The sequence below is a fragment of the Longimicrobium sp. genome (assembly GCA_036389795.1).
In the GTDB taxonomy this organism is placed as follows: domain Bacteria; phylum Gemmatimonadota; class Gemmatimonadetes; order Longimicrobiales; family Longimicrobiaceae; genus Longimicrobium.
Genome location: DASVWD010000004.1, coordinates 51,961 through 76,264, shown reverse-complemented (window position 1 = coordinate 76,264; position 24,304 = coordinate 51,961). Strand labels below are relative to the sequence as shown.

At 71.8% G+C, this 24,304-nt stretch carries 23 protein-coding genes and 1 pseudogene; 11 read left to right on the top strand and 13 right to left on the bottom strand.

The window, feature by feature from the left end:
* Nucleotides 1-395: 395 nt before the first annotated feature.
* From VF746_00495 to VF746_00480, 4 genes are all read right to left on the bottom strand, one after another.
* Nucleotides 396-1,514, bottom strand: a complete 1,119-nt coding sequence (locus VF746_00495) for a GNAT family N-acetyltransferase (GenBank protein HEX8690888.1) — start codon at nt 1,512-1,514, stop codon at nt 396-398.
* A gap of 10 nt (nt 1,515-1,524) precedes the next feature.
* The gene (locus tag VF746_00490) at nt 1,525-2,742 is read right to left on the bottom strand and encodes an aminotransferase class I/II-fold pyridoxal phosphate-dependent enzyme (GenBank protein HEX8690887.1); all 1,218 of its coding nucleotides are present in this window, start codon (nt 2,740-2,742) and stop codon (nt 1,525-1,527) included.
* Nucleotides 2,742-3,716: an NAD-dependent epimerase/dehydratase family protein gene (locus VF746_00485; protein ID HEX8690886.1), complete on the bottom strand. Its 975-nt coding sequence runs from the start codon at nt 3,714-3,716 to the stop codon at nt 2,742-2,744. The genes VF746_00490 and VF746_00485 overlap by 1 nt, the downstream gene beginning before the upstream one ends.
* Before the next feature lie 662 nt (nt 3,717-4,378).
* Nucleotides 4,379-5,533: a glycosyltransferase family 2 protein gene (locus VF746_00480; protein HEX8690885.1), complete on the bottom strand. Its 1,155-nt coding sequence runs from the start codon at nt 5,531-5,533 to the stop codon at nt 4,379-4,381.
* Nucleotides 5,534-5,662: 129 nt separating this feature from the next.
* On the opposite strand from VF746_00480, the gene VF746_00475 reads away from it, so the two are divergent.
* The 3 genes and pseudogenes from VF746_00475 to VF746_00465 all read left to right on the top strand — a co-directional run bounded on the left by VF746_00475 (nt 5,663) and on the right by VF746_00465 (nt 6,889).
* Nucleotides 5,663-5,824, top strand: a complete 162-nt coding sequence (locus VF746_00475) for a hypothetical protein (GenBank protein HEX8690884.1) — start codon at nt 5,663-5,665, stop codon at nt 5,822-5,824.
* Between the two features lie 288 nt (nt 5,825-6,112).
* A complete protein-coding gene (gene infA / locus VF746_00470; GenBank protein ID HEX8690883.1) occupies nt 6,113-6,331 on the top strand; it encodes a translation initiation factor IF-1 in 219 nt (72 codons plus the stop codon).
* A 357-nt stretch (nt 6,332-6,688) separates the two neighbouring features.
* A pseudogene (locus VF746_00465) lies at nt 6,689-6,889 on the top strand (cold shock domain-containing protein).
* 616 nt (nt 6,890-7,505) lie between these two features.
* On the opposite strand, the gene VF746_00460 reads toward VF746_00465, so the two are convergent.
* From VF746_00460 to VF746_00445, 4 genes are all read right to left on the bottom strand, one after another.
* Complete coding sequence (locus tag VF746_00460) at nt 7,506-8,162, bottom strand: hypothetical protein (GenBank protein HEX8690882.1); 657 nt, start codon at nt 8,160-8,162, stop codon at nt 7,506-7,508.
* 241 nt (nt 8,163-8,403) lie between these two features.
* Complete coding sequence (locus VF746_00455; protein HEX8690881.1) at nt 8,404-8,922, bottom strand: RsmD family RNA methyltransferase; 519 nt, start codon at nt 8,920-8,922, stop codon at nt 8,404-8,406.
* A gap of 1 nt (nt 8,923) precedes the next feature.
* Nucleotides 8,924-9,277, bottom strand: a complete 354-nt coding sequence (locus VF746_00450) for an ArsC/Spx/MgsR family protein (protein ID HEX8690880.1) — start codon at nt 9,275-9,277, stop codon at nt 8,924-8,926.
* Between the two features lie 177 nt (nt 9,278-9,454).
* Complete coding sequence (locus VF746_00445; protein HEX8690879.1) at nt 9,455-10,780, bottom strand: DUF4105 domain-containing protein; 1,326 nt, start codon at nt 10,778-10,780, stop codon at nt 9,455-9,457.
* 192 nt (nt 10,781-10,972) lie between these two features.
* Between VF746_00445 and VF746_00440 the strand changes: the two genes are divergently transcribed.
* Nucleotides 10,973-11,818 (top strand): SDR family oxidoreductase, encoded by an 846-nt coding sequence (locus VF746_00440; GenBank protein HEX8690878.1) that lies wholly within the window; start codon nt 10,973-10,975, stop codon nt 11,816-11,818.
* A 90-nt stretch (nt 11,819-11,908) separates the two neighbouring features.
* Here the strand turns inward: VF746_00440 and VF746_00435 are convergent, their stop codons facing one another.
* The 4 genes from VF746_00435 to VF746_00420 form a co-directional block, all read right to left on the bottom strand.
* A complete protein-coding gene (locus VF746_00435; protein ID HEX8690877.1) occupies nt 11,909-12,640 on the bottom strand; it encodes a transglycosylase SLT domain-containing protein in 732 nt (243 codons plus the stop codon).
* 57 nt (nt 12,641-12,697) lie between these two features.
* Entirely contained in the window at nt 12,698-13,168 is a 471-nt protein-coding gene (locus tag VF746_00430) for a HEPN domain-containing protein (protein HEX8690876.1), read from the bottom strand.
* Complete coding sequence (locus VF746_00425) at nt 13,155-13,838, bottom strand: helix-turn-helix domain-containing protein (GenBank protein ID HEX8690875.1); 684 nt, start codon at nt 13,836-13,838, stop codon at nt 13,155-13,157. The genes VF746_00430 and VF746_00425 overlap by 14 nt, the downstream gene beginning before the upstream one ends.
* A gap of 62 nt (nt 13,839-13,900) precedes the next feature.
* A complete protein-coding gene (locus VF746_00420) occupies nt 13,901-14,302 on the bottom strand; it encodes a BON domain-containing protein (GenBank protein HEX8690874.1) in 402 nt (133 codons plus the stop codon).
* Between the two features lie 146 nt (nt 14,303-14,448).
* Between VF746_00420 and VF746_00415 the strand changes: the two genes are divergently transcribed.
* Entirely contained in the window at nt 14,449-15,186 is a 738-nt protein-coding gene (locus VF746_00415) for a CPBP family glutamic-type intramembrane protease (protein ID HEX8690873.1), read from the top strand.
* 309 nt (nt 15,187-15,495) lie between these two features.
* Here the strand turns inward: VF746_00415 and VF746_00410 are convergent, their stop codons facing one another.
* Nucleotides 15,496-16,860 carry a transposase gene (locus tag VF746_00410; GenBank protein HEX8690872.1) on the bottom strand — a complete coding sequence of 455 codons (1,365 nt, stop codon included), beginning with the start codon at nt 16,858-16,860 and terminating at the stop codon, nt 15,496-15,498.
* 115 nt (nt 16,861-16,975) lie between these two features.
* Between VF746_00410 and VF746_00405 the strand changes: the two genes are divergently transcribed.
* The 6 genes from VF746_00405 (at nt 16,976) to VF746_00380 (ending at nt 24,249) form a co-directional block, all read left to right on the top strand.
* Nucleotides 16,976-17,650: an O-methyltransferase gene (locus VF746_00405; protein ID HEX8690871.1), complete on the top strand. Its 675-nt coding sequence runs from the start codon at nt 16,976-16,978 to the stop codon at nt 17,648-17,650.
* A 215-nt stretch (nt 17,651-17,865) separates the two neighbouring features.
* A complete protein-coding gene (locus VF746_00400; GenBank protein HEX8690870.1) occupies nt 17,866-18,192 on the top strand; it encodes a hypothetical protein in 327 nt (108 codons plus the stop codon).
* Nucleotides 18,193-18,195: 3 nt separating this feature from the next.
* Nucleotides 18,196-19,854 (top strand): hypothetical protein, encoded by a 1,659-nt coding sequence (locus VF746_00395; protein ID HEX8690869.1) that lies wholly within the window; start codon nt 18,196-18,198, stop codon nt 19,852-19,854.
* 133 nt (nt 19,855-19,987) lie between these two features.
* Complete coding sequence (locus tag VF746_00390) at nt 19,988-20,575, top strand: hypothetical protein (GenBank protein HEX8690868.1); 588 nt, start codon at nt 19,988-19,990, stop codon at nt 20,573-20,575.
* A 104-nt stretch (nt 20,576-20,679) separates the two neighbouring features.
* Nucleotides 20,680-22,755: a hypothetical protein gene (locus tag VF746_00385; GenBank protein HEX8690867.1), complete on the top strand. Its 2,076-nt coding sequence runs from the start codon at nt 20,680-20,682 to the stop codon at nt 22,753-22,755.
* 102 nt (nt 22,756-22,857) lie between these two features.
* Nucleotides 22,858-24,249, top strand: coding sequence for an acyl-CoA reductase (locus VF746_00380; GenBank protein ID HEX8690866.1), 1,392 nt, complete (start codon nt 22,858-22,860; stop codon nt 24,247-24,249).
* The last annotated feature ends 55 nt before the right edge of the window (nt 24,250-24,304 follow it).

Sequence of the window (24,304 nt, the reverse complement as noted above, 5' to 3'; positions counted from 1 at the left end):
TGTCCCTCCGCTGCGCTCCGGGCCGGGCTGCGCGCGCGGTAGGGCACGATACGACCGTGCCCAACCGCGCCGGGCCACCGCCGCGACGAAACCCCGTGTCGCGGCGGCGTCCCGGCCCTGTCGGGCGCGCATCCCTCACGCGGAACGGCGGGGGACAGGGAACAGGTTACAGGGGACAGCCGACGAAACCCGTCGTATCGGCAAACCGCTGCATCGCGCGCTCGCCACGAGCGCAGCGAGGAAGTTCCCTCTCCCGCGCAGCGGGGGAGGGACAGGCGCCTCAGGCGCCAGGGAGGGGGCTCCCCGCCGGCGCCCGCGACCGGATCGGCCCGAAGACGAGAAGGCCCCGGAGCTCGCATCGAGCCCGGGGCCGTTCCGCACTTCGCACGATCCCGCTACAGCTCCCGCTCGTACACCCGGTACGTCTTGTACACGTACGCGCCGATGTTCTCCATCGCCCGGCGCATGCGGTGGTTGTCCTCCAGGATCCACGACCCCTCGGCGCTGGTGTAGCCCTTGTCGCGGCCCACCACGAAGGCGCGCAGGTAGAGCGCCGCGCCGATCCCCAGGTCCTGGTACGCGGGCTTGAGCCCCAGCGTGAGCAGCCGCGCCACTTTGATCTTCCGCTTGTGCCAGAGGAACTTGACGAGGCCGAAGGGGAAGAGCCGCCCGCTGGGCAGGTGCCGGATCGCCCGGTTCAGGTCGGGGAGCACCAGCAGGAAGCCGATCGGCTCGCCGGCCGTCGTCTCGGCGATCACCACCAGGTCGGGGTCCACCACCGGCCGGAAGTCCTTCGCCATCTTCTCGAACTCGGCGTCGGTGAAGGGGACGAACCCCCAGTTGCGCGCCCACGCCGAGTTGTAGATCTCCTGGATCCGGGCGATCTCCGCCTTGAAGTGCTTGAGCTCCACGGAGCGGATCCGCCACCCCTCGCGCCTGGCCGCCCGCTCCACCCCCTTGACCAGGGTCTCGGGCGGGTTGTTGTGCGGGAGCCAGTACGCCACCAGGTCCTTGGCCTTGGTGAGCCCCGCCCCCTCCATCAGCGCCCCGTAGTACGGCGGGTTGTGCCCCATCATGAAGGTGGGCGGCGTGTCGAAGCCGTCGATCAGGAACCCGGGCGAGACCAGCTCGTCGTTGGTGGAGAGGTTGAAGGGGCCGCGCATCACCTCCATCCCCCGCTCCTTCAGCCACGCCGAGGCCGCGTCCAGGAGCGCGTCCGCCACCGCCTGGTCGTCCACGCACTCGAAGAGGCCGAAGAAGCCGATTTTGTCGCCGTGGAACTCGTTGTAGCGGCGGTTGACGACCGCGGCGATGCGGCCCACGGCCTTCCCCGACCGCTCGGCCAGGAAGAAGGCGACCTCGGCGTGCTGGTGGAAGGGGTGCTTGCCGGAGAGGAGCGGCGCGAGCGACACCCGGAGCGGGGGGACCCAGTTCGGGTCGCCCGCGTTCAGCTGCCAGGAGAGCTCCGCGAACGCCTTCGGCACCCGGCCGGGGGCGAAGCGGCGGAGGCTCACCCCCCGGGGCTCAGCGGACGCCGAGGTGGCGGCCGACGCGGGCGAAGGCGTCAAGGACCCTGTCGAGCTGGTCGGTGGTGTGGGTGGCCATCACCGAGGTGCGCAGCCGGCACGCGTTCTCGGGGACGGCGGGGGGGAGCACCGGGTTGGTGAAGACGCCGGCGTCGAAGAGCGCCTTCCAGAACATGAAGGTGTGCTCGATGTCGCCCGTGGTCACGGGGACGATCGGCGTCTCGCTGGTGCCGGTGTCGAAGCCCAGCGCCTGCAGCCCGCCGCGCAGGTACTCGGCGTTCTCCCACAGGCGCTCGCGGCGCTCGGGCTCCTTCTCCATCACGTCCAGGCACGCCAGCACCGTGGCCACCGCCGAGGGCGGCATGCTGGCGCTGAAGATCAGCGCCCGCGCGTGGTGCTTCAGGTAGTGGATCACCTCCTCGGGCCCCGCCACCGCCCCGCCGATGGAGGCGAAGCTCTTGGAGAAGGTGGCCATGGTGAGGTCCACCCGCCCCTGCAGCCCGAAGTGCTCGGCGGTGCCGCCGCCGCCGGGCCCCAGGACGCCGACCGAGTGCGCGTCGTCCACCAGGAGCCGCGCGCCGAACTCCTCGCAGAGGTCCACCACCGTCGGCAGGTCGACGATGTTCCCCTCCATGGAGAACACGCCGTCGGTGGCCACCAGGATCCCGGAGGCGTCGGCGTTCCTCTCCAGCGCGCGGCGCAGCGCCGCCGTGTCGCCGTGGGCGTAGCGCACCAGCTCGCCGCTGGCCAGCATGGCGCCGTCCAGGAGCGAGGCGTGGTTCAGCCGGTCGTGCAGCACCACGGTGCCGCGGGTGGCCAGCGCGCTGATCACCCCCAGGTTGGTGTGGTAGCCGGTGCTGAACACCAGCGCGGCCTCCGAGCCCATCAGGGCGGCCAGGCGGCGCTCCAGCTCCTCGTGCAGGTCCAGGGTGCCGTTCAGGAAGCGGCTCCCGGTGCACCCGGTGCCGTAGCGGTAGAGCGCGTCGCGCGCCCGCTCCAGGACGTAGGGGTGGTGGGTGAGGCCCAGGTAGTTGTTGGACCCCACCATGATCTTGCGCTCGCCGCGGATCACCACCTCGGTGTCCTCCGAGCTCTCGATCGGCTGGAAGTACGGGTAGAGGCCGCGCTCCATCATCTCGCGGGCGGCCGTGTAGCGGCCGCACTTCGCGAAGATGTCGCCGGCCCTCCGCGCCGTCTGCTGCTCGACAATCGACATCAAAGCCATCCCTCGGTTCGGTACCACCGCGCCGTCTCGGCCGTCCCCTCCGCCAGCGGCGTGGGGTCGGGGAGCAGCGCCTCCGTGCCCGCCAGGTCGCACACCCACGCCTCGGCCAGCATCTCCTCCGCCTTCTCGCGGCTGAACACCCCCCCGCCGCCCAGGAGCCCGCCGAAGCGCTCGGCGAGCGACCCCGCCGCGCGCAGCACGGCGGCCGGGACGGGGATGCGCACGGGCTTCTTCCCCAGCGCCCGGCCGATCTCGGCCACCAGCGCCGCCATGGTGTGCTCCACCGGCTCGGCCACCGCGTAGGTGCCCGGCGGATGGTCGGCCGCGCGCGCGAGCGCCGCCGCCAGGTCGCGCACGTACACCAGGTGCACGCGCCGCTCGCGCCCCGCGGGGAGCGTGGCGAGCGAGCGCCGGGCCAGGCGGTAGACGGGGAGGAAGGCGCGGTCGCCGGGGCCGTAGACGGCGGGCGCGCGCACGATCACGAGCTCCACCCCCGCGTCGGCCGCCGCCCGCGCCGCCTCCTCGCCCTCCAGCTTGGTGCGCCCGTACGCCGTGAGCGGGGCCGGCGGGTCGTCCATGCGGCGGGGCCGGCCGTCCCGGGCCGGGCCGCAGGCGGCGTAGGAGCTCAGGTACACCAGCCGGCGCGGCCGGGGGTCGGCGGCCAGCACTCCCCAGGCCACGTTGCGGGTGCCCTCGGCGTTCACGCGCCGGAAGGCGTCCTCGCTGGGCGCGGTGGTGGCCGCGGCCAGGTGGAACACCGTGTCGGCGCCCTCGGCCGCGGCGGCGAGCTCGCGCACCGAGCCGAGCGTGCCGGGGACCAGCTCGGCGCCCATGGCGCGCAGCCGCTTCGTCTCGCTGGTGGGGCGCACCAGGGCGCGCACGTGCCACCCGTCCGCCGCCAGCCGCTCGGCCAGGTGGCCGCCGACGAAGCCGGTGGCCCCGGTGATCAGTGCGGTTCGGCGCATGAGCGGCAGGAAGATGCGGCCCGTGTCACGAAAACGCAACGCTGGACACACCCGGCGGGGGCGTCGCGCGCCGCGAATAACAAAAGAGGACCGGGCCTTCCCGCCCAGATCCTCGCGCTTGGGCGCCGTCCGTCCGGCGGCCGCGTCCACGGAAGTCGTTTGAACGGCCGCAAAGCTAGCCCCGGAGCCGCTTTGTGTCAACCCGCACACCGTTCACGCGAGCTTCCGAAACGATGGTTTCCAGCAAACACGGGGGATTCCGGCGCGGGAATCTCTCCGGATCGAGACCCGGAAACCGCATGTTTCACACGGAGTCGACGGAGAACGTCATGTCGTTCTCCGTCGACTCCGTTTCCTCCGTGTGAGGCCTTGTCGTCATACCGGATTCCAGGAACCAGTGTGCGATCCGGTCCTTTCGCGAACCATGTCATTCCGAGCGGCGCCGCAGCACCGATCCGGATTTCACACCTCAGCTGGGCGGCGCCCGAGGAATCTACTCACCCCGCCCGGACGCTGGCTCCCTGCATCGGTCCGGCCTCCTGCCGGCCGCGGGTAGATTCCTCGGGAGCCCGGCCGACTTCGGTGGCGAACGCGAGACTAGCGCATCGGGCTCCACTCGGAACGACGGCTTCCCAATGCACAGCGAATCTCGAAGGACGGTATCAGACCCGGTTGGCGCGGAGCTGGTCGAGCGGGTAGTGGGTGCCGCGCCACTCGATGCCGCGGTGGACGAGCGCGTAGAGGGTGGCGTTCCAGGTGACGTAGACGAACAGCAGGCTGGCGACGGGCCAGAAGACGCCGTACCACATGGGCACCTTCTGCTGGCGCGCCAGCCCCGCGAACAGGAAGAGCATGAAGCCGACGGCGAGCGCGTAGAGGGCGCGCGTGGCCCCGCCGGTGGCGAAGACGGCGATCCACGGCCAGACGAAGAACACGAGCTGCGTCACCGTGGCCAGCAGCACCAGCGAGATGCGGTAGTCCACCCCCGCGAAGCCGTTCTTGCGCAGCCCCAGCACCGCCTCGCGCACGCCGTGGTACCACTCCACCGAGATCGCGTCGGCGCCGATCACCAGGTCCTGCCGGAAGCCGTGCTTCTTCACCAGCTTCCCCAGCTTCATGTCGTCGTCGGGCCGCATGGCGATGGCGCGGTGGGTGCCGATGGCGCGGTAGACCTCGGCGCGCACCAGGTTGAAGGCGCCCACGCCCACGAAGTGCCTGCTCCTGGGGTCCCGCGCCTTCCACGGCCGGGTGAAGAGCACGAAGTTCAGCCCGAAGACGATGCCGAAGGTCTTCAGCACCCAGCCGGGCATGTCCACGCGCGGCCCCATGGTCACGTGGTCGAAGCCGCCGCGCACCACGTGCGCCGCCGCGCGCCGCACGGTGCCGGGCGCCATCACCACGTCGGCGTCGGTGAAGAGGAGCAGCTCGCCGGCGGCGGCCTCGGCGCCCAGCCAGAGCGCGTGGTTCTTCCCCAGCCACCCCGGCGGCAGCTCGGTGACGTGCACCACGCGCAGGGCCGGGTCCTCGGCCGCCATGCGGTCCAGGATCGCCCCCGTGGCGTCCTCCGAGCGGTCCTCCACCACGATCACCTCGGTGCGCGGCCCGCGCTGGGCGAGCACCGAGCGCAGCGCCCGCTCCACGCCCCGCTCCTCGTTGCGCGCGGGGACGATGACGGAGACCGCCGGCATCTCGTCGTCGCCGAGCGGCGCCACGTCGCGCAGGAAGACGAGCCTCCGCCCGCCCGCGATCACCTCCACGGCGACGGCGAGGAAGAAGAGGACCGTCGCCGCGCCCAGCCAGAAGAGCACCTGCCCCATGTCGATCCGTCCGCGGGTTGATACGAGTCGAACGCGTGAGTCTAGCGCGCGCGCCCGGACGATGCTACCGATAACGGCGTGCAGGTGCAGTCCCCTCGCAGCCCCACCCGCTTCCGAGAGGAGGAGACCGTGGCCGACATCGACGTCGAGCGCAGGCCGCGCAGCCCGCTCGTGTGGATCCTGCTGTTGCTGCTGCTCCTGGCGCTCGGGTACCTGGCGTGGACGTTCCTACGCGGGGGCGGCGCGGTCGACCCCGCCCCCGCGGTGGAGGTGGACACGGCGACGCCGTAGGGAAGCGCGAGAGTGCGAAGTGCGAAAGTGCGAAAGTGAAACGGCGGCTCGTCGCGGCGGGCGAATCGCGGAGGGAAACCGCTCGTCGCGCCGGCACCGTGAAGTGAGATGACCGACCACTTTCGCACTTTCGCACTCACGCACTTTCGCACTTCCGCAGTTCCGCGCTTTCGCTTATGTTTCCGCCATGCGCGGACCCCTCGCGGTCCGGCCGGTGGGCGGCGTGCGGGGGCTCCGTGCGCCGCGTCGTTCTTCCGGCCTGGCCTGGCAAGCCCATAGGAGCACTGGATGGCGAAGACGGAAGCGTTCGAGATGGAAGGGGTGGTCACCGAGGTCCTCCCCGACCGCAACTACCGCGTGAAGCTCGACAACGGCCACGAAGTGCTGGCCTACGCGGCGGGGCGGATGTCGAAGTTCAACATCCGCGTGCTGGAGGGCGACCGCGTGAAGCTCGAGATGTCGCCCTACGACCTCTCGCGCGGCCGCATTACCTATCGTCATAAGTAGGACCTCCGCGAGCGGGCGCGCGCCCGGCGCGCCCCTTCCGGCGTTCCAATCCTGCCACGAAACGATGCAGCGGAACGGCGCTGTCGCCGTTGCGCCGCACCTGCTTCTCCCCACCAGAGGCGCGCCCGCCCCACTCCCTCCGCCCCGCCCGGGCGCGGTTTCGCGACGCGCGCGGCGGGAAGAATTTTTTAGCATCGAAGATAAGCTCTTCGACGTCTTAAACTTCAGCCGAACTGCGGCCTGGGGCGCGGCTTTTCGGGCCGAACCGCGCCGGGCGCGGGAACGATCCGTGCAGTCGTCTCCCCCTCCCGATGTACCCTCCCTTCCACCCTCTACACGGGACCCAGGGTTAGCAACATGACACGCTCGAGCGGGACGGTGAAGTGGTTCTCCGCGGAGAAAGGGTACGGCTTCATCCGCAAGGAGGACGGCTCCGACGTATTCGTGCACCACAGCGGGATTTCCGGATCTGGCTTCAAGACGCTGAACGAAGGCGAGCGTGTTGAGTTCGAGATCATCCAGGAGCCCAAGGGCCTGAAGGCGTACAACGTGGTGCGCCTGGACGCGCCCGAAGACGCCGAGCGGCAGCCCGAGTTCAGCGGCCCGCCGGCGGGCGGCTACGGCGGCCGCCCGGAGGGGGGCTACGGGCGCGGCGGTGAGGGCGGCGGCTTCGGCCGCGGCGAGGGCGGCTACAGCCGCAGCGGCGGCGGGTACGGCGGCGGCTACGGCGGAGGAGGCGGCGGCTACGGTGGAGGCGGCGGGCGCGGCGGCGGCTACGGCGAGCGCGGCTACGAGAACCGCGGCGGGGGCCGCCGGGACGACCCCGGCCGGCGCGGCGGCGGCCGCCGCGACGACTCCGACTCCGACCGCGACCGCGGTCGCGGCCGCGGCTGGGACGAGTAAGCGGCAGGCTTCCGCCGCCTTCGCGCCCGTTCCCCAACTCGGAAGGGAGGGTGGCGGCGCGAGGGCGGAAGAAGACCGTCGGCGGGACATGCACGGGAGCCTCACCAGCACACGCACGGGACTTCGCGCCCGCGCGTGCACGGGTGAGGCTTCCTCGCTTCCGCCGACGCAACGCGCGTCTGGGAAAAAGTGCGAAGTGCATCCCGACAAAACCGAAGCTCCCGCGGAGCCGACCGCGGGAGCTTCGTCGTCACCGGTCCTCCGGATGTTCCTACCGGATGCGGATGGTGGCGATCTTCCGGCCGACGATGCCCGTGGGCCACCCGTAGGTGGACTCGTAGCCGTAGTTCACCAGCGACCAGTACGAGGCGTAGATGTAGTAGTAGCCGGGGGCCAGGTCCCAGGTGCTGATCGCCTCGGGCTCGTGGTGGATGACGCAGTTGTCGCGCGCGCGCTGGGTGGCGTGCGTCTTCACCAGCTGCCCGTTCACGTCGTAGAAGTACACGTTCGAGTACGCCCCCCTCACCACCACCCCGCCCACGTACAGCGTGGTCCCGCGCACCACGTCGTTGCTGAAGGCGATCTTCACGTGCGCGATCTGGTTGCACGTCTGCGTCTGCCAGTTGAACCCGCCGTAGATGAGCGGGACGTCCGCCGTGGTGTACGGCGCCGGCGGCGGATCGAAGGGCGGGACGTAGTAGCAGTCGTAGCAGGGCTCCGGCTCGCAGGAGACGTCGTAGCACGGCTGCGGCTCGCAGGAGACGTCGTAGCACGGCTGGTCGATCGGCTGCTCGTAGTCGGGCTCCTGCATCAGGGCGCGGGCCTGCAGCTCGCCGTCCATCTGCGGCTGCACGACGGCGTCGGCGCAGGCCGAGAGCGCGGCGAGCGACAGGATGGCGGCTGCGAGTCTGAACGGGCGGTAACGCATGGGGAACGCTCCTGCGGTGGGTGGAGGAGGTTGGGAGGTCCCGAGGCGTGGCCACGCTGCGGCAAACGTATGTTGGCACCGCCGAGGAAGTTCGTCAACCCTTTGAAGACCAATAATTTAGAAACTGCGGTTGTGTTTTGTTGTTTTCAGACCCTTTCGGGTTGTTTCAGGCAAATGTTTACAACACGGCGCCCGACGAGGATCTCTCCCGTGCCCGCGCGGGCACAGTTCCGGTGGTAGCCTACCCGGCCCGGTAGACGGTGACGGCGGTCTCGTCGAAGGGGTGGCGCTCGCCGCCGGGGGGGAGGGCGTGGTCGTGCGCGTGCTCCACGGCGAGCACGGCGGCGAAGGGGGTGCGCAGCCAGGTCTCGATCAGCCGGTCGAGCTGGCGCGACTGGTAGGGCGGGTCGGCGAAGGCCAGGTCGTAGCTGCCCTCCTGGAGCGCCGCGGCGAAGGGGAGCGCGTCCTTCTTGAAGATGCGCGTCTTCTCGCGCACACGCAGCGCGGCCACGTTGGCCCGGAGCGCGTGCAGGCTGGCGGGGCGCGTCTCCACGAAGTCGGCCGTCTTCGCGCCGCGCGACAGGGCCTCCAGCCCCAGCGCGCCGGTGCCGGCGAACAGGTCCAGCACGCGCGCGCCCGGCAGCAGCGGCTCCAGCAGCGTGAGCCAGGCGTCGCGCACGTGCTCGGCGGTGGGGCGCACCCGCCGGTCCGGGGGCGAGACGAGGTCCCGCCCGGCCCACCTGCCGCGGACGATCCTCACCTCAGGGCGCCGCCTTCACCCACTCGCGCCAGCGCCCCTCGTCCCACCCCACGGCCAGCAGGTTGCCCGAGCGCACCAGCGGCGTCACCAGCAGGAACGGGTCGTCTTCCAGCAGCGCGGGGATGCGCGACTCGGGGACGTGCGCCGCGTGCAGCCCGCGCTCGCGGAAGCGCTTCCCCTGCCGGTCCAGCAGCGCCTCCCACCCGAACTTCTGCGCGAAGCGCTTCAGCTCGCCCGGCGAGGCGGCGCGCTCCTTAAGGTCGACGAAGTGCGTCTTGATGCGGCGCTCCTTGAAGAAGCGCAGCGCCTTCTTCGTCTCGTTGCAGCTCTTCGTCCCGAAGACCTGTGCCTCCATCCGTCTCCCTCGTCGTCCGAGCCTCGTCGACCGATCACGAGCGGCTGAAGCCGCCCGCTGGAACTACGGAAAGCCTCGCAAACCCCGCGAGGCTTCAACCGCGCCCGATCCGTAAAGTACCCTCTCCCGAAGTTGGGAGAGGGTGGCGACGCGGTAGCGGCGCCGGGAGAGGGCCTCCTACGCCGCCGCGGCCGCCCGCCGCGGTGCCGGGGCGCGCCTCGGCGCCGCCTCGCGCGGCGGGAGCGCGGCGGCCAGGCGGCGGGCGATCCAGGCCAGGGCCAGGTTCACCGGGAGCGCCAGCGCGATGATCTCCCCGTTCACCTGGTCGAGCCCGGGGAGCACCTGCAGCACGAAGCCCAGCACCGAGAGCGCCGCCACGGCCAGCGCCAGGCGCTCCGCCCAGCGCCCCGCCCAGCGCGCGCCGTACGCCAGCGCGGGAAGGAGCAGCACCAGCGGCAGCGCCAGCGGCGAGAGCTGCAGGATGTTCTCGTTGCGGTAGGCGATCTCGTGGTCCGTGAACGCCCACAGGGCCACCAGGATCCACCCGCCCGTCCCCGCGAACAGCAGCCAGAGCGCCGCGAGCGCCGAGAAGCCGAAGCGCGCCAGGCGGCTGCGCGCCACGCGCGACGCCAGCAGCAGCAGCGCCCCCGCCAGAGCCAGCCCGGCCACCAGGTAGCCGGCCATCCACCGCGAGGGAGGGCCGCTGCGCTCCGGCGGGCGCGCCGCCTCGAACAGCACCCGCTCGCTGCGCACCAGCGGCACCGCGCTGCCGGCCGCGTCGCGCACCCGCACCGCGCGGACGCCGTCGCGCAGCTTCATCGGCAGGAACATCTCCTCCCAGCGCGAGATCGGCCGGTCCGCGTTGGGGCCCAGGCCGCCCTCCAGCCCGGTGTACGTCGCCACGTCGCCGGCGTCCGCCGTCAGCCGCCGCGTGTGCCAGCGGTAGGTGGTGCCCGAGGGCGCGCTCCCCGACGCCGCCCGGAGCGCGCCGCCCAGGACGCGGTCCAGCGCGTCGCGCACGCGGGTGGAGCAGTTGTCGCGGTAGTAGTCGTAGCGGTAGAAGCGGTTCTGCGGCAGCGCGTTGGCCTCCAGGAAGTCGCGCATCGCCGCCGCCTGCTGGGGCGTCAGGTTCAGCTCCTGCGCCCACACGCTGCGGTTCTGGGCCCGGTAGTGGCTCAGGGTGAGCTCGGCGTCGAACCCCTCCATCCAGTACCACATCCGGCCCTTGATGAAGTTCGACAGGAAGTTCTCCTGCGCGAAGTCGAACATCCCGTAGTTGTAGGCCAGGTCGGTGCCGCGCGCCGGGTCGTGCACCCAGATGGCGTTGTGGCCGAACTTCTCCCACACCGCGTCGCCCGGCCCCATGGTGAGCAGCACGATGCGGAGCCCGTCGTCGGCGGGCGCGGCGGGCCCCTGCGCGCGGGCGGGCGCGGCCGCGGCGAGCGGCGCCAGGGCGAGGACGGAAAGCGCCGCCCGGCGGAGCGGCGGAAGGCGGAAGCGCATGTCGAGAGCCGAGATGGAGTACACCGCCTGGAGATCGTCGGGAAAGCTAACCCCGTCCCCGCTCGCGGCGCCACCGGGGGCGCTATGGCGCCGCGGGCGGGCCGGGCGTACTCTGACGCGTTCGGGCGGCGGCGACGGGGCGGGCGGGCCGACGGCCGCGCCCGCTTTCACAGGTGACGAGAGGAGACGGACGTGTTCCGCGACGACCTGCTGGCGGGGAAGGCGGTGGTGGTGACGGGGGGCGGCTCGGGGCTCGGCCTCTCGATGGCGAAGAAGTTCGCCGCTCTCGGCGCCCGGGTGGCGATCACCGGCCGGAGCGCCGAGCGGCTGCAGGGCGCGGCGCGGGAGATCGACCCCTCGGGCGAGCGAGTGCTCACCGTGCCCTGCGACGTGCGCGACTTCGCCCAGGTGGAGGCGATGGCCGCGGCGGTGGCGGAGCGCTTCGGCGGGGCGGACGTGCTGGTGAACAACGCGGCGGGGAACTTCCTGGCGGCCACCGAAGACCTCTCGCCCGGCGGCTTCAACGCGGTGGTGCAGACGGTGCTCTACGGGACGTTCCACGCCACGCTGGCGCTGGGGCGGCGGATGATCGAGCGCGGCGCGGGCGGGAGCGTGCTGAACATCGTCACCACCTACGCCTGGACGGGCTCGGCGTTCGTGGTCCCCTCGGCTGCGGCCAAGGCGGGGGTGCTGGCGATGACGCGCTCGCTGGCGGTGGAGTGGGCGGCGTACGGCATCCGCAGCAACGCCATCGCCCCGGGGCCGTTCCCCACCCAGGGCGCCTGGAACGCGCTGATGCCGACGCCCGAGCTGGAGGCCGAGGCGAAGGCGCGCATCCCGGCGGGGCGCTTCGGCGAGCACGAGGAGCTGGCGAACCTGGCCGCCTTCCTGGTGAGCGACGGCGCGGGCTTCATCAACGGCGAGTGCGTCGCCATCGACGGCGGCGAGTGGATCGCCTCGGGCGGCGAGTTCAACGGCCTCACCCGCATCCCCCGCGACACCCTCAAGACCGCGTTCCGGGCGATGCGGGGGAAGTAGAGACCGGCCCCGGCTTCCGCGAGGAGGATGCAAAAGCCGCGGAGAGGAATCTGTTCTCCGCGGCTTTGATTCGTGTATCGCGCCGTTCGCTCACATCCCCGCCGGCAGCCGGGCGGGGCCGAGCTCGTGCGAGGGGACGGCGGGCGCCGCGAGGCTGTCGGGCGGGAGGCGGCGGACGGGGGAGGCGCCGGGGCCGCCCAGGACCTTGTCGGCGTAGCCGTTGGCGGGGTCGCCGCCGGCCGAGCGGATGCGCGCGACGGTGCCCATGCCGCGGTTGTAGGCGTGCAGCGCCATCTCGCGGTCGCCGTCGTACAGGCGCAGCAGGCGGCGGAAGTAGCGGAAGCCCAGCCGCAGGTTGGTGTCGCGCTGGAAGAGCCGCTCGCGCGAGATCCCCGGCTGCAGCTCGGCGGCGGTGGCGGGCATGAGCTGCGTGAGGCCCACGGCGCCCACCGGGCTCACCGCGCGCTCGCGGAAGGCGCTCTCCACCCGCACCAGCCGGAACGCCAGGTCCACCGGCACGTCCTCGGTCCGCGCGGCGCGCTCGATGGCGCCCGCCAGCTCCCGCTCGATCCCGTAGCGCCGCGCGTACGCGTCCACCACTCGCTCGCGCGCCTCGGCCGCCCGCGCCGTCTCCACCGCCTCGCCGACCGCCTCCGCCACCCTCAGCGCCACGTGCCGCGCGGGCGGGATCGCCGCCACCAGCGCGATCAGCGCGATGAGCATCCACCCGCGTCTACCGATACGCAGCCGCGGCGCGCGCCGGCTCTTGCGGCGGGCCACGGAGCGGCGGATGGACGAGCGGCGGGTGCGGCGTGCGGGCAAGCGGACGGCTCCGGGGTGGCGGGAACGCCTCGAATCTAACGACGTTCGGGCCGCCGGTCACGCATCTCCTCCGCTCCGCTTCCGGCGCGGCCGGTCCCGCAGCGATCCACGCGGAGGCTGGCCGAGCGCATCGAGGAGCGGCAGGATTTCCGCCCGCACGGACTCGGCGATCCTGATCGCGGCTTCCGCTTGCTCGCGTGTCACCACCGGATACCGCCCGGGATAGCGCGTTCCGACGGCATAGCGGTTCAGCGCGGCGGCGGGGTCGATCTTCGCGGCCAGGCCGACGTCGACGCTCCGGACCAGGCGCTGGAGGTAGTCGATGTCGTGCTGGTCCTCGAACTCGACCGCGTTTCCGGCTAGGTACGCCTTGACGAACTTCTCCACCGCCTGTTGCGCGTGGAAGCCGACCAGCTCGTACACGTCGAAGGTGTCGCTGCCGAGGCCCAGTCGGGCCATCTCCAGGTCACCCTCCGCCAGCCTGACCCACCGCTGGACCCAGGCCCGGAGGGCGTCATCCAGCGGCATACAGCACCACCCCCTCCCGGTCCGCGGTGCGAGCCGTGTGGCCGGGCAGGCGGCGCGCGGTTTCCCACTCGCCCCGTTCGATCGGCCAGATGTCCAGGCGGACGTCCCGTTCCGCGCCTGCCGCCGAGGTGCCGGTCGCCTCGAGCGCACTGAGCGCCGCCTGCTTCAACCGGCGCTCCTCCGCCTCGACGTCGCCGATCCCGTCTTTCAGCACCACCAGGAAGTCCCAGTCACTCGCGGGCGAACGAGGCGCGCCCCGCGCGCGGGAGCCGTAGAAGATCACCCGCAGCACCCGGCCTCCCCCCTCGGCCACGATCCGCGAAGCGAGTAGCTCGGCCGTCCGCAGGTCGGCCTCGCGGCGTTCGCCGGGCATCCGGCGCCGCGGGCGCGTGAGCTTCCCTTGCCCTGCGGCGCGCGCGGCGAGCCGGGCAGCGAGATTTCGTAGCCGCTCACTGCGGCTTTCCAGCGCGTTCGCCATTCCGCGCAGGTGTTCCGCGGTAGGCCGGCTCCGACCGCGGCGCCAGGTGGTGAGCGCCAGCGGTCGCACGCCGATCTCTGCCGCGAGCTCGGCCTGAGACGGAGCGTAGGTGTCCGATGCCTCGGCAATCAGCTCCGCCAGGTCCGGGTCAAGAGTGGATTCGTTCATAGACATCATGAGAATCATCACCATAGCAAAACCTATGGTATTATACAGCAAGACAACGTCGGGTCAACCTGCCGACTTGTATTCGGTCATCGGGTCGCGGCGAAGTTGCGGGGGGCCAGGCACTGCACGGTGCGGGGGCCGGGGCGCAGCACCATGTGGTCGATGACGAGACGGACGCCGCGCACCAGCTCGGCGTTGGCGACGGCGCACTGGAGGGCGCCCATCCCGACGACCTCGCCGTGGAGCCCCACCTCGCCACGCTGCACGTCCACGCGCACCCGGCCGGCGCCGAGGGAGGGCTCGGCGGCCAGGCGCGCCTCCACCTCGCGCTGGATGCGCTCGTCGGCCTCGGTGCGCGCGGCGATTTCGGCAGGCGACTCCTGCGGCTCGGCGCCGCCGAGCAGGCCGCAGCCGCCCGCCAGCGCCGCCACGACGACCAGAATCCCAGTGCGCGAGACGCCGCGCCCCTCACCTCTCGTTCCACCCAAACGGCCGCTCCGGGAAACTTTTCGAGGCCGCGCGGCGTTCAACACCGCCACGCGACGAGTCTTCACGCGCGCCGCAACTCGCAATCGGCAGGCCAGTTATGCCCGCCGCGTCGCGCGAGGGCGGCGCTCCCGCTAGCTTTCCGCCCATGCCCGGCTACTTCGAGCTCACCCGGAAGCACAGCTACTCGCTGCTGTTCGCGCTGCCGCTGCTGGTGCTCTACGAGGCCGGCGCGGCGCTGATGGCCGACCGCGCCGGCGGGATGCGCAACGGGGCCGACGTGCTGCTGCGCACCCTGCTGGGGGCGGGCGGCCTGCACGGCACCCTGGCGCTCACCGCGCTCCTGGCCCTGGGCGCGGCGGTGCTGATCGCCAGGGAGCGGCGGCGCGCGCGGGTGCCGCTGGAGGGGCACGTGTTCGCCGGGATGCTGGCGGAGAGCGTGGTGTACGCGCTGCTCTTCGGCTTCGTGGTGGGCGGGCTCACCAGCTGGGTGCTGGGGATGGGGGGCCTGGGCCTGGCGGCGGACGGCGGCGCCATGCAGCGGCTGCCGCTCGCGCAGGGCGTCGTGCTGTCGCTGGGGGCGGGGATCTACGAGGAGCTGGTGTTCCGCGTGCTGCTGGTGGGCGGGCTGCTGTACGTGTTCCTGCACGCGGGGCTCGGCAGGACGCCGTCGCGGGTGTACGCGGCGCTCCTGGCGGCGCTGCTCTTCTCGGCGTTCCACTACGTGGGGCCGTACGCCTACCCGTGGGAGCTCTCGTCCTTCACCTTCCGCTTCCTGGCCGGGCTCGCCTTCAGCGTGCTCTTCATCGCCCGCGGCTTCGGGATCGCCGCCTGGACGCACGCGCTCTACGACGTGTTCCTGATCGTCACGCAGGGCGGGGGGTAGCCCTCACCCGGCGCCGCTGCCGCGCCGCCACCCAACCCAACTTCGGGAGAGGGTACTTTACTGAGGCTCAGTGCCATGGCCCACGCTTGCGCGACCAGTCATACGGAATCCGGAAAATCAGTTGGTGTTTGCTGTCATTCTGAGGCCCGATCACACAGGACCGGCATTCGCACGGATGACCGCAGGGCCGAAGAATCTTCTCACCCTGCCAGGTAGGTTGGGCGCGGTAGCGGCACGGATGCCTGCTCGCTTCATCCCCCGATAGCCAAGCTGTTTATCCGGATCTAGTATCATCTCGACTTTATCCCTTTACGCCGCAAAGGCGAGGGTGTCTGTGAAGCGTTCAAGCAAACTTCGCGGAATCATCAAGACATCCGTTCCGCAGTGGGATGTGAGGTTGATCGTTGCCGGCCAGAATCTCTGCCGGACCCAGGCGAGGGTGTCGGAGAAGGTGGCGCTCTGCTTGTGGTACCAGGCAGCGCGGCGCACGGGCAGGGCAGCCGTACCGAGGTCGGCGTGGGCGAGGAGGGCGGTCAGGGAGTACAGGCCCATCAGCACGGGGGTGGTGCGGGCGATGGCGGGCTCGGACCACTGGCGCTGAGTCTCCACGCCCAGATGAGCCCGCACCTCCTGGAAGGTGACTTCCACCTGCCAGCGCAGGACGAACCACTCCACGATCTGCTCGGCCGTGACCGCCTGGTCGTTGCAAACCAGGGCCACGGGCTCGAACTCCCCTTGCGGATCGCGCACCAGCACCCAGCGCACCGGCACGGGGGGAAGCCCGTTGTGGAACCAGACGGCCGTGCCCGTGGCGATCTCCACCTCGCGCTCCTCGCCTGCGTACCAGCGCACCCGGTGCGTCTGCCAGCGGGTGTTGGGATCGTGCAGCCGTTCCTGCGGCGTGGGCTGGCGTGCGCCCTTCTTCGGGAGCCGGCCGCGGGGATGCCGCTTGCGGAATTCTTCGGGCGATGGAGCCGGATCGTAGAGGGCTGCGTCCATGCGCAGGCGGGTGACGACCGTCACACACACGCGCCACGTAGCGTGGAGCAGCTCGATGGCGCTGTAGTTCTGGTCTCCCACGGCGACGATCGGCCGCTTCTTGATCCAGCGCCGGACCAACAGGAGTGCCTGCCAACCCCAATGGCTGAGCCGCTTGTACCTCAGGCCCCGCTCCTGGCAGTAGCGTTCCGAGGGCACCAGCAGCGTCAGGAAAGGCAACGCCCAGACGCGATTCGCCCAGGGAATGGGCGCCAGCAGCATCACGCTGATCCAGCGCAGGCCGTGGCTTTTCACCAGCACGCTGCGGCTGGAGCGCACCGCGTCGCGGTAGAGCCCCTTGGCGGTGATCTTCTTGCCTCGCCGTCGCTCCAGCGTCTCGTCGATGCCGAGCATGAGCGGCTGGTCCTGCGGCACGAAGGCTGCGACCAAGAGCAGAAGGAGGATTCGGCTGGCTTCGCGCGCCGACCAGCGCACGCGGCTCAGGATCCGGTGGTAGTTCTGGAAGTGGCGCTCCTGGGCCAGTCCCAGCACCCGCAGCGCCGCGCTCACCGTGCGAGTGCCCGGGCAGAGCAGCGCTCCGATCAGCAGCAGTCGGGCTCGCTGCCAGATTCCGGGTCGGAAGAGCGGCGCGAAACTCTCCAGGACCCGCTGCATGGTGGCAGGCAGTTCGATCATGGCTTGCTCCTCTTCTTGGCGGAAGAATGCAAGCCCATGTTCGCAACTCGCCTGCCACCTTTGTTTACTTTTGGATAAAGTCCAGATCAGGCTCTCAACCCATGAATCAGGATCGATGAACCAGGAGCTGTGGACGGAGGTCGACCGGTACATCGCGGACCTGCTGGTGCCGCCGGACCCGGCGCTGGAGGCGGCGCTCCAGGCCAGCGACGCGGCCGGCCTGCCGCAGATCGCCGTGGCGCCGAACCAGGGGATGCTGCTGCACCTGCTGGCGCGGGTTCAGGGGGCGCAGAGCGTCCTGGAGCTCGGCACGCTGGGGGGCTACAGCACCATCTGGCTGGCGCGGGCGCTCCCCGCGGGCGGCCGCCTGGTGACGCTGGAGGCCGACCCGAAGCACGCCGAGGTCGCCCGCGCCAACTTCGCGCGCGCCGGCCTGGCGGACGTCGTCGACGTGCGCGTCGGGCCGGCGCTGGAGACGCTGCCACAGGTCGAGGCCGAGGGCCTGGGCCCGTTCGACCTGACCTTCATCGACGCCGACAAGGCGAACATGCCGGAGTACTTCGCCTGGGCGCTCCGGCTCTCCCGCCGCGGCAGCCTGATCGTCGCCGACAACGTGGTGCGCGACGGAGCGATCCTCGACGCCGGGAGCGACGATCCCGCCGTCCGGGGCGTCCGCCGCTTCTACGAGATGGCCGCGGCCGAGCCGCGCGTGATCGCCACGGCGCTCCAGACGGTGGGGGTGAAGGGGTACGACGGCTTCGCGATCGCGCTGGTGGCCGCGGACCCGTAGCCGGAGCCGGCCGCCTCGCCCCCACGCGGCACGCCTCATCTTGACACCCGGTTATATTGGTTTGGCCTTCCAGGCTCGCGTGGATGCCGGCTCCGCATGCTGGACCTCAGACCGCCGGCGCCCCTTCTCGATCACTCCGCATTCGTTCCCCCCGCTCTCCACGCACGTCATTCCCATCCCGGAGGAACAGGTTGTTAGTCATCCGCAAGGCACAGATGGATGCCTTCGCGGCGCTGGCCGTCCAGCGCTTCGAGGCCAAGATGGTCGCGCACCTGCGCTCACTCGCGGGCGACACCGGCGATGATGACGACGGGGCGGAGCTGCTTCGCTTCGTGAAGGAGGACATCGAAGAAGCCCGGGGGTGGGGGATCGGCGGCGAGGCCGAGGTCCGGACGCTCCTGGAATGGCGGCAGGCGCTCGGGCCGGGGTTCCACCTGGACGAAAGCCGCGCCGAAATCCGCGCCGTGCTGGAGGATCCGTTCCTGGCGGGGTTCGCGAAGGTCCAGCGGGTCCGCCGGATGCTCGCCGCGGAAGGGAGCTGAGCCTTGCGAGTGGAGAGACAGGCGCGGGGACGCGCGATCGGCCAGGTGGACCAGCCCTGCCCGCTGAGCGACCTGAAGGTGGTGATCCGGGCCTCCGACGACGCCGACTACAGGGTGCGGGACGTGCTCAAGGACGGCGAAGGGATGCTGCGCGACCCGAACGTCCTGGAGTCCCAGGGCGCCACCTGGGCCTTCACCTACCACCATCTGCGGGAGGGCGGCTACACGCTCCAGGTGGAGCTGCACGACGACGTCGTCGTCTGGCGGACCGTCGTCGAGGTGCTGGTCATCGGCGAGAGCGAGACGATCCAGGCGGAGTTCAGGCCCAGGAAGCTGAGCCTGGACCGGGACCAGAGCCGGATCGCGGTCGACGGGATCGTGCGGATCAGTCTCTTCGGGGACGGCGACGACCCGGTCTTCACCGCGGCGGACCCCCAGCTGGTCCTCTCCATCGGCCACGAGCGCCTCGAGCTGTTCGCCAACGCCCACCTCGCCCAGGAGCTCGCGCTGGACGAGCAGCACGCCGTCACGATCGCGAAGGCGGACGTCGCGGACCGCAGGGTCGTCTACGGGAGAGGGAGGCGATTGGGGCTGGTGGAGGTCGCCCTGCGCAGCGGAGAGAACCAGATCGGCGCGAAAGCCGTGTGCGTGTCGGGTCCCCCGCGCTTCATCCGCTGCGTCTCGGACCCCACGACGGTGCCCGCCCAGCTCCCGGAGGGAGCCGATGTCGGGTGGACGAAGGCGCGGATCGAGGCCTGGCTGGCGTGCCGGACCTTCGACGCGAACGCCGCCAAGGCCGACGCCCTGGCCTGGACCGCCGGGTGGGACCTGGGGAACCCGATCCGGGCGTGCTCGATGCACGTCGACGGGATGACGAGCTTCTACAGCGACGTCGGCTACATCCTGGCGCCGGCGGAAGACTCGCCCCGCATCCGCGCCTACAACTGGCGCGACGCGAGCACGCCGACCGGGCTCACGGCCCAGCAGGAGTGCGACCTCGTCTGGGAGATGAAGGAGTTCCTCGCCGCGAACTTCGCATCGCGCGGGCCGGCGATCGCGAACTGGCAGGCCGTGCTGGACATCGAGATCGACGAGCAGGGGAATCGCGCGGCGGATACCGGGATCACGGTCGAGTTCGGCTTCTGGAACCAGCCGGACAGCATCGCCGGAGTGGTGTATTCGCGCTTCCGGAAGTGCCTGTCGATCGCGCTGGCCGAGTGCTCGGACGCGGCCCGGCAGCTGGCCGCGCACGAGTACCGGCGGCTGCTGACCGCGAAGCTCAACGCCCGGATCGCCGGCCGGGACCAGGCCTACGACGTCACCCGGGACGCCTGCATCGACCGCTGCGTGGAGCTGGCGCGGCTCATGGCGAAGGGAGAGCACGCGGCCCTGGACGCGTCCCTCAAGTACACGGAGGTCACCATCGACGTCGTCGGGGGCGACGTGGCGGGCGTGTTCTACTCGCAGGCCGACTCGGGGCGAGACCAGAACGACGGCGCCGGCGCGATCGACCGTGAGGGATGGCTCGCGCGCAAGAAGGAGATCGCGCTGCAATTCGCCGGGTGGTTCAACCCGATCGTGCCGGTGTTCATGCTCACGCTTGACGGGGTGTTCCAGGAAGTGTACCGGGTCCAGGCCGGCCAGCACGTCGAGGTGGTGTAGTGCGAAGCGCGAGGTGCGAAGTGCTGGTTCAGAGGACTGGATCGCGGGCGAACTGATACGGTGAAACGAACTCGCGCGTACGCGGGTAAACGGTTGCCGCTCGCCGCCGAACCCCACGAGAACGCCCCGGAGGATGATGATGCGCAGGTGGCCCGCCCTCGCCCGCACGCTCCCGCTCGCCGCCGCCGTGATGGCGCTGCCGGCCTGCGACGGCGGCAACGGCTTCAACCCCAACCGGCTGACGCCCGACGACGTGGCCGCGGTCTACAACGTCTGCGAGCTGCGCTTCGTGCCCAGCCAGACGGTGCTCCCGGCGGCGGACCTGCGCACGGCGGTGATGAACCCCGCCCCGCCGGCGCCGCGGCAGGCGCCCTCGCTGGCGGTGGGGGGATTCCAGTACGACCTGGTCTACACGCGCAAGTCCGACAACTTCCTCCAGCAGCTGCGGGGCGCGGTCGCCTACGGCTCCAACGAGATCGAGCTGCGCTTCTTCTCGGGCGACACGCCGACCGGCGCCGCGGCCGAGCTGCTGCTCCCCGACGAGCTGACCCTGGCGTTCCAGGCGGCCCCGCGGCGGCTCACCTCGTCGGGCGCGGGCAACCTCAACTACTCGGTGCGGCGCGCCGACTACGCGCGCGCGGCGGGGATCTCCGAGCAGAACCTCTCGGAGCGCATCGAGGGCCAGCTCTCCGCGCGCTTCCAGGAGGGCGCCTGCCCCTGAGGAGCGCGGGGCGACGTCCGGGGTAACAGGCCCGCGCACGGGTCCGGCCGATCCGGCCGGACCCCTTTTCGTCCCGGGCACCACGACCGATTATCTTGCCGTTCATGAGAAGGACGACGCTCGCACTGGCCGCCGCGCTCGCGGCGGCGCTCTTCGGGCCGCCCGCCCCGGCGCAGGAGGGGGACGGGGGCTGGAACGCCGCGCGCGCGCTGGACCTGGTGCGGCGGGCGCAGGAGCGGCGCGCGGTGGCGCTCAGCGACACGGGGCTGGTGGACTACCAGGCCGACGCGCGGGGGTTCATCTACTTCTACCTGGACCGCCGCGACATCGACGAGCGCACGCTGGTAAAGACCGACCAGGTGGCGCTGGAGGTGCTCTGGAAGGCGCCCGACCGCACCAAGCAGCGCATCGTGGGGCTGCGCGACCAGAAGACGCTCCCCACCAACATCCGCTACCACGAAGACCACCTGACGGTGGTGCAGGACAACTTCGGCGACCTGATCCGCCTGGGCGACGGCGACGAGGTGCGCGACGTGCTGCACCCGGCCGCGCCCAACTCGCTGGGGTTCTACGACTTCCGCCTGGCCGACTCGCTGGCCATCCGGCTTCCCGGCAACCAGGAGCCGGTGCGCGTCTACCAGGTGCAGGTGCGGCCGAAGGACCCGAGTCAGCCCGCGCTGCTGGGGTCGATCTACCTGGACCAGCGCGCCGGCGACATCGTGCGGATGGAGTTCACCTTCACCGCCGCTTCCTACGTGGACCGGCAGCTGGACTACATCAACATCTCGCTGGACAACGGGCTGTGGAAGGGGCGCTTCTGGCTCCCCAACCAGCAGCGGGTGGAGATCCGCCGCCAGCTGCCGGAGCTGGGCTTCCCGGCGGGCGGGGTGATCCGCGGCAACATGCGGATCGAGAACTACCGCTTCAACCAGGGGCTCCCCGATGCGCTCTTCGCCGGCCGCCGCGTCGTTTCCGTCCCCGACCGGCAGCGGCGCGCCTTCGCCTTCGAGCAGCCGATCGACGCGGAGCTGAAGGAGGAGGGGATCGGCCCCGAGGTGGAGCTGGCCGAGGTGCGCCGGCAGGCGGCCGAGCTGATCCGCCGCCGCATGCTCTCGGGGCTGCCGGGGACGCGGCTGGACGTCCCCGCGGCGTCCACGATCGCCCGCTACAACCGGGCGGAGGGGCCGGCGTTCGGCTTCGGGGTGCGCTCCACGCCGCGCGAGCAGGTGGCGCTCTCGCTGGAGGGCGGCTGGGCGTTCGGGCCGATGCACCCGCTGGGCGCGGCCGAGGCCACGCTCACCCGCCCGCGCCTGCGGATCACCGGCGGCGCATACCTCAACCAGCCGCGCGACGTGGGCGTGGGCCCGGTGATCTCGGGGGCGATGAACTCGCTCACCTCGCTGGTCGCCGGCCGCGACTACACGGACCTCTTCTACGCCACGGGCGGGGCGCTCCGGCTGGAGCGGCCGCTGGGGCGCGGGTGGCAGCTGGGCGTGGGCGCGCGGGCGGAGGACCACGAGAGTGCGGCGTTCGAGGCGGACGTGTCGGCGTTCGGCGACTTCCGCCCGGTGCGCGAGATCGACGAGGGGCTCCTGCTGGGCGGCTCGCTCGCCCTCTCGCGCGGCTCCCCCGCGGGGAAGGCGGTGGCCTGGAGCGCGGCGCTCGCGGCCGACGGCGGCCGGCTGCTGGGCGACGACGACGCGGGGGTGGGCGACTTCACCTTCGTCCGTCCGCGGCTGGACCTGGGGTACGCGCGCCGCTGGTCGCCGCGCGACGCCCGGCTGGAGGTGGGCCTGGCGGCGGGAACGGCGTTCGGCGACCTGCCGCGCGAGGGGCTGTACCTGATCGGCGGGCGGGGGACGGTGCCGGGCTACGCCTTCCGCGCCTACGGCGGCGACAAGTTCGCGACGCTGCGGGCCACGTACTCGGCGGACCTGGCGGCGCCGTTCGTCCGCGGCCGCCTCCTGGGCGCGGCGGGGTGGGCGGACGTGGGCTCGGTGGGGCGCCCCTCCCTCCTCCTCTGGGGCGCCGAGACGGCCCGCGACCCGCTCTTCTCCGTCGGTGCGGGCGTGGGGATCTTCTACGACATCCTGCGCGTCGACTTCGCCCGCGGCCTGACGGACGCCGGCCGCTGGGAGCTGATCATCGAGGCGAACCCCTCGTTCTGGGATTTCCTGTAGAACCGCAGTGCGTGAGTGCGGAAGTGCGTGAGTGCGTGAGTCAGCCTCTACGCTTACTTTCGCACTTTCGCACTTTCGCACTCTCGCACTCTCGCACTTCCCTTGATCGACGCCTTCCACCTCCCCGCGCTCCGTGATCCCCCGACGACGGTGTGGTCGTTCGGCAAGGGGGACGACGCGGTGGAGCTGCGGGTGCCGCGGCTGACGCCGGAGATGCTGCGCGCGCAGGTGACGGAGCTGGTCGAGATGCGCGAGCGGCACCTGGCGCGGCGGTCCGTCGCGGAGGTCGTGGAGGTGGTCGACCGGGTCGCGGCGCGGCTGCTGGACTCGGGGGACGAGCTGAGGGCGGCGGCGGAGCGCGCGCTCCCGGCGGTCACCGGCTACTCGGCGCCGATGATCCGGCGGGTGCTGGACCGCATGGCGGCGGACTGGCGCGCGGAGCCGCTCTTCGACCTGCTGCGCGCCGATCTCGGCGACCCGGGGGTGCTGGACGGGTTCCGTCCGAACCCCGTCGGGAGGGGGCTGCGGGCGGCGTTCGGGCCGCGGCTGGCGGCGCACGTCTTCAGCGGCAACGTCCCCGGCGTGGCGGTCACCTCCATCGTCCGCTCGCTGCTGGTGAAGGCGGCCACGCTGGGGAAGACCGCCGCCGGCGAGCCGCTCCTGGCCGCCCTCTTCGCCCGTGGGATCGCCGAGGAGGACGCGGGGCTCGGCGCCTGCCTGGCCGTCACCTACTGGCCCGGCGGCGACGAGGAGATGGAGCGCGCCGCCCAGGAGCGCGCCGACGCGGTGATCGTCTACGGCGGCGCGGACGCGGTCGCGGCGGTCCGCTCGCGCACGCCGCCCGGGGCGCGCTTCCTCGGCTACGGGTCCAGGCTCTCCTTCGGCGTGGTCGGGCGCGGCTGGCTGGACGGGGAGCGGGCGGCGGAGGCGGCGCGGGCGGCGGCGCTCGACGCCTCCACCTTCGACCAGCAGGGGTGCGTCTCGCCCCACCTCTTCTACGTGGAGGAGGGCGGCAAGGTGGACCCGCGCGAGTGGGCGCGGCTCCTGGCGGCGGAGATGGAGGCCGTCGAGCGCGAGCTGCCGCGCGGCGCCCTGGCCCCCGGCGAGTCGTCCGCCATCCGCCAGCTCCGCGCCGAGGCCGAGTTCGCCGAAGGGACGGAGCTGCACGCCTCGGCCGAGGGGACGGCCTGGACGGTCGTCTTCGACCCGGACCCCGCCTTCACCGCCTCGTGCCTGAACCGCGTGGTGCGGGTGAAGCCGGTCCCCTCGCTCACGGACGTCGCGGCCCTGGTGGAGTCGTACGCGTCCGTCCTGCAGACCGTCGGCCTCTCCGCCGCGGAGGACGAGGGGCGGGAGCTGGCGGCGGCGCTCGGCCGGCTGGGCGCCAGCCGCGTCGCCCCGCTCGGGCGGATGGCCTGGCCGCCGCCCCACTGGCACCACGACGGCCGGCCCCCGCTCGGGGACCTCGTCCGCTGGTGCGACCTGGAGGAGTGAGCCGAGACCGGCAAAAGACTTTTCTCACGCAGAGTCAGCAGAGTCGACGGAGGGG